The organism is Halobellus sp., assembly GCF_042218505.1.
Taxonomy (GTDB): domain Archaea; phylum Halobacteriota; class Halobacteria; order Halobacteriales; family Haloferacaceae; genus Haloquadratum.
In genome coordinates, this window is sequence record NZ_JBDGQZ010000019.1 from 30,849 (window position 1) to 37,203 (window position 6,355).

Sequence of the window (6,355 nt, forward strand, 5' to 3'; positions counted from 1 at the left end):
CCATCGACGGGAACGAGACGACAGCGACGGCGACCGCCACGCCGCGGCCACCGTTCGGCTTCGCGATCGAGAGTATCGAGAGTTGCGGGCAGACCTGTCGGAACGTGACTTCGACCCTGACGAATCGACAGGATACGACGGCGCAGGAGATCACCGTCCATACGCGGATCTTCGCCGGCAAGCGGACCGGCGGCGACATCGTCTGGCGAGGGAACGAGTCAGTTGGGACGCTCGGGGGCGGTGAGTCGTACACGACGACTCGACAGGTCAAACTGTCGTTCTCGGAGGCGTTGAAGATCCAGAACGAGGACGGCTGGATCACCGTCCAGACGACCGTGGAGACGGCCGATCAGACCGTGACGTTCACCGACGAGCGGCAGGTCACCTGAACAGCGGATCTGGCGACGGTCGCGAGACCGCTGGATCCGGAACGTCCTTACCCACCCGCGTCGAACCGCTTCGTATGAATCTGGAAGTTCGGGCCGTCTCCGAGCTCTCCCCTGACGAGCGCGCGGCCTTTTTCGACCGCGACGCGGGAGTATCGGAGGTCCGAAGCGACGTCGAGGAGATTGTGGACCGCGTTCGGACCGAGGGCGACGTTGCCGTCCGTGAGTTCTGTCGCGAGTTCGACGGCGTCGAGGTCGGGAATCTCGATATTACCGATTCGGCGGAGCGGGCGTACGACGAGATCGACGGCGACGTGCGCGACGCTATCGAAACCGCCGCGGCCAACGTGCGGGAGTTCCACGAGCGGCAGATGCCCGAGGACTGGCGGGCGTCGTTCGGGAGCGAGGCGGATGGTGATGGGCCCGAGGCCGGCAGCAGGGAACTCGGCCGACGGTTCCGGCCGCTCGATCGCGTCGGCGTCTACGCGCCCGGTGGGACTGCCGCGTACCCGTCCAGCGTCATTATGGGCGTCGTGCCGGCGACAGTCGCGGACGTCGATCACGTGGCGCTGGCAACGCCGCCGGCAGAGGAACTGAATCCCGTGACGCTCGCGGCCGCGCACGTGGCCGGCGCAGATCGGATCTACAGCGTCGGCGGCGCACAAGCGATCAGCGCGCTCGCCTACGGGACCGAGAGCGTGACCGCCGTCCAGAAAATCGTCGGGCCGGGGAACAAGTGGGTCACCGCGGCCAAGGCTACCGTTCGCGGCGACGTCGACATCGACTTTCTCGCCGGCCCGTCCGAAGTCCTGGTGATCGCCGACGAGACTGCCGATCCGGGCCTCGTCGCGGCCGACCTCATCGCGCAAGCCGAACACGACCCTGCCGCCTCGGTGGTCGCCGTGACCGACGACGAGTCCGTCGCCTCGAAGGTCTACGCCGAGGTGAGCGCGCGGATCGACGACCGCGAGCGGGACGAGGTGATTCGCAAGGCGCTGGAGAACGACGCCTCCGGTATCCTCCACGCGCGGTCGATGTCCGAGGCGGTGCTGTTCGCCGAGGAGTACGCCGCCGAACACCTCTCCATCCAGACCGACGACGACGAGGCCCTACTCGATCGGATCACGAACGCCGGGAGCGTCTTCCTCGGTCCGTCGACACCGGTCGCCGCGGGCGATTACGCTTCGGGAACGAACCACGTGCTCCCGACGTCGGGGGGCGCAAAGCGGTACGGCGGGCTCTCGGTAGACACGTTCCTTCGCTCGACGACAGTCCAGCGACTCGACCGGGTGGGGCTGGAATCGCTCTCCGAAACCATCACCACGCTCGCGGAGGCCGAAGGGCTCGAAGCGCACGCCGAGAGCGTTCGTACGCGGTTCGACGCCGATTCGGAGTGAGAGATGTCCGGCCGCCGCCCGCTGACGTTTGCCGACGCCTGCCGGGCCATTCTCGCTGACCCGACTGGGGCGCACTCGATGGATACGACGCTCGCTCCCGTTCACGCCCGGACGGTCCCCGAGACCTGGGGCGAGCGGCGGTCACATCTCGTCCAGCGTCGCGTTCCGACCGACGTCGACCGCGTTCTCGAACTGGGCTGTGGGTTCGGCGCGGTCCTGGGGCCGCTCGGGACGCACTACGAGGCCGTCGGCGCGGACGACCGACGGTCCCATCTCCGGTTTCCGGCCGCGCGTGGCGAGTCAGTGGTCTGCGGCCGAGCGGTCGCACCACCGGTCCACAGCGCGTTCGACGCGGTCTGCATGCTCGAGCCCGCGGTGGCCCGGCACTCGACGTTCGACCTCTGTGGCGCGGCGTACGGGGTGCTCAGGCCCGGGGGGATCGTGATCCTGGCCGCTCCAACGGACTCCGAGGCGGTGTTCAATCCGAGCGTGGAGACCTACAGCGGGTCCAGATACCGGCTCGAACGCGCGGTCGACATCGCGAGCGATGGGGTCGTCAGCATCGACTACCGCGTCACTGATCGGCGCGATGGCGACTCGGTGGTAACGAGCGAGCAGCGGCAGCTCGAACTTGTCACACCGGAGGGTCTCACCGCCGCGCTTCGGTCTGCGGGGTTCACGAACGTCCGCGTCGCTGGGGAGAGCGATCTGCCGGGTGTCGTCGTCGGGACTGGCGTCAGACCGATCGACAACGGACCGCCGGGCGAGGAACTGACGGGGTCGAACGAGTCGTACTCGGACGAGTGAGTGCGCTCATTCAGAGCTGTCAGCGCTGATCGTCAAGACGGGTCTCAGTGACTGTCTGACCACCCGCTCTGTGGTGCTTCCGAGAAGGTATCGGTCCAGCCCGCGACGCCCGTGGGTTCCCATCACGACGACGTCGGCGTCGACGACGTCAGCGTGTTCGAGGATCGTCTCCACTGGGTCACCCGTCTCGACGGTGTCGACACTCTCGACGGCAGTGATCCGGTCAGTCGCTCTGTCGAGAATTCGCTCTCCCTCCTGCTCGAGGGCGTCGATGACTTGACCGCCGAGCGTTGTGACGCTGTCGCGGTTGGTGTCGGCGACGTACAACAAATGCAGCGTGGCGTCGCTGGTGCGGGCCAGTTCGGCGGCGTGGTCGAGTGCGGCAGTCGCCTGATCGCTTCCGTCGGTTGGCACGAGAATCGTCTCGTACATACGAGGACGTTGGGCGGGGTGGGTAATATAGTAGCGTTTGCAACCGATTGCACAACCGATCGCACGCGTTCGTGCGATCAAGTGAGCGAAGACTTGCAAACGCTACTATAGATCCGTACTGATGGCTCCACACTCGATGTAACGACGTGTAGTTTCGCGCTCCCAGCAGCGTTAGGATTAACATCGTCGGTGTAGTAACCGGTTGTATGAGCACTGAATCGACCGGGAGTGACGCCGACGCTGCGGTCACGGTCACCCAGGATGCCGCCGCGGAAGCGCTCGGTCTCATCGAGTCCGAAGGGCTCGATACCGACGTGGCCGGACTTCGCCTGTTCGTCCAGCAAGGCGGTTGTGCAGGGCTCTCATATGGGATGCGGTTCGATGATGAACCCGAGAGCGACGACGCAATCGTCGAACAACACGGTCTTCGCGTGTTCGTCGATCCAGCGAGTCAGAACTACGTCGGCGGGTCAAAACTCCAGTACGAGGGTGGTCTCCAGGGTGCGGGGTTCCACGTCGAGAACCCGAACGTGGTCAGCGAATGCGGGTGTGGCGAGTCCTTCCGGACCTGACGCTTTCTGCGGTGGCCAGTGGCCGAGCGTGAGGACTATGCTGACGCGCTCGCAACGCCACGTATGGCTGCCGAACTCGATGCGATTACTACGCCAAACGCCGAGACCGTCTACGTCGACCGGCACAGCGCCGAACGCGGAATGAAAGGCCCGTTCTTCGTGACGTACTCGACAGTGGATGGCGAGGAGCGCTGGGGATACTTCTGCGGGAACTGCGAGTCCACGAACAACGCGATGGACACGATGGGTCGCATCGAGTGCAACGCCTGCGGCAACGTCCGGAAGCCGGAGGAGTGGGACGCAGCCCACGAGTGAGCGTCTGAACCGGCCGATTCTCACGTATGTGATAGCGTGACAAGATTTATGCTATCGGCTGTTGTAGTGGCGAGTACATGCCCCCTGTCAGCATGCCTCCCGCAGAAGATGCCCGGGCGATCTTCAGACGGCTGGGCTACAGTGTTTCGGGCGACGGACCAGAGTTCGTCGCCGAACGGAAGTGGCGCACGGTCCGCGTCACGGCGCTTTCCGGCGGCGACGACCTCAACGGACGCCGACTCCTCGCGGACGGCGGCGAACCGTCGAACGACTATCGATTCCGTTGCTTTGTCGCACCGGAGTCCGAGACAGGGGACGTACAGAACCGACTCGCGAGTGTGGATCCGGGGTACGAGTGGGCTGTGATCGGCGTCGAGGACGACGGCTACGACGTGCACCTTCCTGACGCCGCCTAAGCCGCCGGCGTCGTCGCGGCTGCACTCGTTCGTCCCTGTTCTCCGTGACGACTCCGCCTGGGACTCACCCGCACGGCCGTTGTCCCACGAACCGTTTTGTACCGGTGGGCACCAAACACTTTTATGTCGAACTCGGGACTGTCGAGCGTCGTCGAAAGCCGGCGGCTCAACGCCGTGCTCGCCGGGGCAATCGCGGTCTTTCTCGTCGTCGCGGCAGTCGCGCAGTTCGTGGCCGGTGAACTCGAATGGGCGGGGTTCACCGTCGGGGTGCTCGTCGTCGTCCTGGTCCCGCCACTCGCGAAGCGACGAGCGACGGCGATGCTTCCGTGGGAAGTCGTGCTGCTCGCCGCGCTGCCGATCGTCTCGCGGGCGCTCGTGGCGGGCGAATCGATCGGTGGGATGACCCTCTCGGGGCGAATCACTACCTACATCGCCGTCGCCGCGGTGGCGCTCCTGATCGCCGTCGAGTTAGACGTGTTCACGCGAGTGAAAATGAACCACCGGTTCGCGGTGGTGTTCGTGGTCGTGACAACGATGGCCGCCGCCGGAATCTGGGCGGTCGTGCGGTGGCTGTCGGACGTACTCCTCAGCACGCAGTTCCTGTACGACGGCCGGGCCGAGGCGGTGATCGAGGAGGCGCTGATGTGGGATTTCGTCGCCGCGACGATCGCCGGGGCCGCCGCTGGAGTTCTCTTCGAGTATTACTTCCGGCGACACGCGCGCTTGGTGCGGCGGATCCCGGAGGCGACGCCCGGCGAACGGCCCGACGGGGAGTTGTGTACCCGATGAGAGTCCGCGACGTGCTCCGTATCTCCGAGCGACGACAGCGGCAGATCGCCCGGGTGATGCAACTCTTCCTGCTGCTCGCGTTCGTTGGTGGTCTTGGAGTCGGGAACGCCGGCGTCGCGGTCAACGCCCTCGTTGGCCTCATCGTGACGTTCCTCCCTGGCATCCTCGAACGCGACCTCGGGATCCCCATCGATGCCGCTCTGGCGCTGTGGATCTCGGCGGCCGTCGCTCTCCACGCGCTCGGCACCATCACGATCCCCGGCATCGGCAAGCCCTACGTCGACATCTGGTGGTGGGATCATCTCACACACGCGCTGTCGGCGAGTCTTGTCGCCGGCGTCGGCTATGCGACGACGCGTGCCGTCGATATCCACTACGAGTACGTTTCGTTTCCGGAGCGGTTCCAGTTCGTCTTCATCCTGCTCTTCGTCGTCGCGTTTGGCGTCTTCTGGGAAGTCATCGAGTTCGGCATCGGCCTCGCCGCCTCGGTGACGGGGACGAAAGGCGTCCTCACGCAGTACGGGTTGGAGGACTCGATGCTGGACCTCGTCTTCGACACGGTCGGCGGGATCCTGGTCGCCGTCTACGGAAGCGAACAACTCTCGGAGGTGGTCGACGCGCTCACCGACCGCCTCGCCGACGGCCGAGATGAAGACGCGAGATTGTGAGCCAGGGGATCAGACCGCGACCGCCCCCGGAACTTATTTCGATCGCTACTGTACCTCCGCACGGCGATGGTCTTCAAGAAGGTAACCCTGATCGGACGCAGCAAAGAGAGCTTCGACGACGCAACTGACGACGCGATCGACCGGGCGAACGAGACACTCGACAACGTCCACTGGATCGAAGTGGACGAACTCGGCGTCGAGATCGCCTCCGTCGAAGATCGTGAGTACCAAGCCGAAGTCACGGTCGCGTTCGAACTCCGAGACGGAGAGTAGGCCGGCTGGAACGACGCGTCGTCGACCCATACCGACGGGTTCTTTGACGTCGGTCGACCACACAGCGTCGATGCCGCGTCTCCTCCATTACTCCGACATCGAGAACGTCTACGACGACCCCGTCCGCGTGGGCCGGCTCGCGGGCGCGATCCGCTCGCGGTCCGGCGCGGACGCCGTGGTCTGCGGCACTGGCGACAACACCTCGCCAGGGGTGCTGGCGCTGATCGAACGCGGCCGTCAGGCCCTGGAACTCTTTCGAGCGATCGACGCCGACGTGGAGACGTTCGGCAACCACGACTT

At 65.4% G+C, this 6,355-nt stretch carries 10 protein-coding genes and 1 pseudogene; 10 read left to right on the plus strand and 1 reads right to left on the minus strand.

Features of this window, described 5'->3' with window-relative positions:
- From ABEI27_RS06555 to ABEI27_RS06565, 3 genes are all read left to right on the plus strand, one after another.
- A partial coding sequence (locus ABEI27_RS06555; protein WP_375798607.1) for a hypothetical protein occupies positions 1 to 389 on the plus strand: 389 nt, incomplete at its 5' end.
- A gap of 74 nt (positions 390 to 463) precedes the next feature.
- The gene (hisD, locus tag ABEI27_RS06560) at positions 464 to 1,783 is read left to right on the plus strand and encodes a histidinol dehydrogenase (protein ID WP_375798608.1); all 1,320 of its coding nucleotides are present in this window, start codon (positions 464 to 466) and stop codon (positions 1,781 to 1,783) included.
- 3 nt (positions 1,784 to 1,786) lie between these two features.
- Complete coding sequence (locus tag ABEI27_RS06565) at positions 1,787 to 2,590, plus strand: class I SAM-dependent methyltransferase (RefSeq protein WP_375798609.1); 804 nt, start codon at positions 1,787 to 1,789, stop codon at positions 2,588 to 2,590.
- A gap of 6 nt (positions 2,591 to 2,596) precedes the next feature.
- Here the strand turns inward: ABEI27_RS06565 and ABEI27_RS06570 are convergent, their stop codons facing one another.
- On the minus strand, positions 2,597 to 3,022 hold the full coding sequence (locus ABEI27_RS06570; protein ID WP_375798610.1) for a universal stress protein: 426 nt from the start codon (positions 3,020 to 3,022) through the stop codon (positions 2,597 to 2,599).
- 206 nt (positions 3,023 to 3,228) lie between these two features.
- Here ABEI27_RS06570 and ABEI27_RS06575 point away from each other — a divergent pair, with 206 nt between their 5' ends.
- The 7 genes and pseudogenes from ABEI27_RS06575 to ABEI27_RS06605 form a co-directional block, all read left to right on the plus strand.
- Positions 3,229 to 3,594: a HesB/IscA family protein gene (locus ABEI27_RS06575; RefSeq protein ID WP_375798611.1), complete on the plus strand. Its 366-nt coding sequence runs from the start codon at positions 3,229 to 3,231 to the stop codon at positions 3,592 to 3,594.
- A 63-nt stretch (positions 3,595 to 3,657) separates the two neighbouring features.
- Entirely contained in the window at positions 3,658 to 3,909 is a 252-nt protein-coding gene (locus ABEI27_RS06580; protein WP_375798612.1) for a DUF5816 domain-containing protein, read from the plus strand.
- 77 nt (positions 3,910 to 3,986) lie between these two features.
- Positions 3,987 to 4,325: a hypothetical protein gene (locus tag ABEI27_RS06585; RefSeq protein WP_375798613.1), complete on the plus strand. Its 339-nt coding sequence runs from the start codon at positions 3,987 to 3,989 to the stop codon at positions 4,323 to 4,325.
- 123 nt (positions 4,326 to 4,448) lie between these two features.
- A complete protein-coding gene (locus ABEI27_RS06590) occupies positions 4,449 to 5,114 on the plus strand; it encodes a hypothetical protein (protein WP_375798614.1) in 666 nt (221 codons plus the stop codon).
- A complete protein-coding gene (locus tag ABEI27_RS06595) occupies positions 5,111 to 5,782 on the plus strand; it encodes a hypothetical protein (RefSeq protein WP_375798615.1) in 672 nt (223 codons plus the stop codon). The genes ABEI27_RS06590 and ABEI27_RS06595 overlap by 4 nt, the downstream gene beginning before the upstream one ends.
- A 66-nt stretch (positions 5,783 to 5,848) precedes the next feature.
- Positions 5,849 to 6,055, plus strand: a complete 207-nt coding sequence (locus ABEI27_RS06600) for a dodecin (protein WP_375798616.1) — start codon at positions 5,849 to 5,851, stop codon at positions 6,053 to 6,055.
- 70 nt (positions 6,056 to 6,125) lie between these two features.
- Positions 6,126 to 6,355 (plus strand): annotated as a pseudogene (locus ABEI27_RS06605) (bifunctional metallophosphatase/5'-nucleotidase); the annotation flags it as partial.

What these genes read in the sequence shown, in the direction of transcription:
- hisD (WP_375798608.1), top strand. Translation starts at nt 464, where the DNA reads ATGAATCTGGAAGTTCGGGCCGTCTCCGAGCTCTCCCCTGACGAGCGC.
- ABEI27_RS06565 (WP_375798609.1), top strand. Translation starts at nt 1,787, where the DNA reads ATGTCCGGCCGCCGCCCGCTGACGTTTGCCGACGCCTGCCGGGCCATT.
- ABEI27_RS06570 (WP_375798610.1), bottom strand. Translation starts at nt 3,022, where the DNA reads ATGTACGAGACGATTCTCGTGCCAACCGACGGAAGCGATCAGGCGACT.
- ABEI27_RS06575 (WP_375798611.1), top strand. Translation starts at nt 3,229, where the DNA reads ATGAGCACTGAATCGACCGGGAGTGACGCCGACGCTGCGGTCACGGTC.
- ABEI27_RS06580 (WP_375798612.1), top strand. Translation starts at nt 3,658, where the DNA reads ATGGCTGCCGAACTCGATGCGATTACTACGCCAAACGCCGAGACCGTC.
- ABEI27_RS06585 (WP_375798613.1), top strand. Translation starts at nt 3,987, where the DNA reads ATGCCCCCTGTCAGCATGCCTCCCGCAGAAGATGCCCGGGCGATCTTC.
- ABEI27_RS06590 (WP_375798614.1), top strand. Translation starts at nt 4,449, where the DNA reads ATGTCGAACTCGGGACTGTCGAGCGTCGTCGAAAGCCGGCGGCTCAAC.
- ABEI27_RS06595 (WP_375798615.1), top strand. Translation starts at nt 5,111, where the DNA reads ATGAGAGTCCGCGACGTGCTCCGTATCTCCGAGCGACGACAGCGGCAG.
- ABEI27_RS06600 (WP_375798616.1), top strand. Translation starts at nt 5,849, where the DNA reads ATGGTCTTCAAGAAGGTAACCCTGATCGGACGCAGCAAAGAGAGCTTC.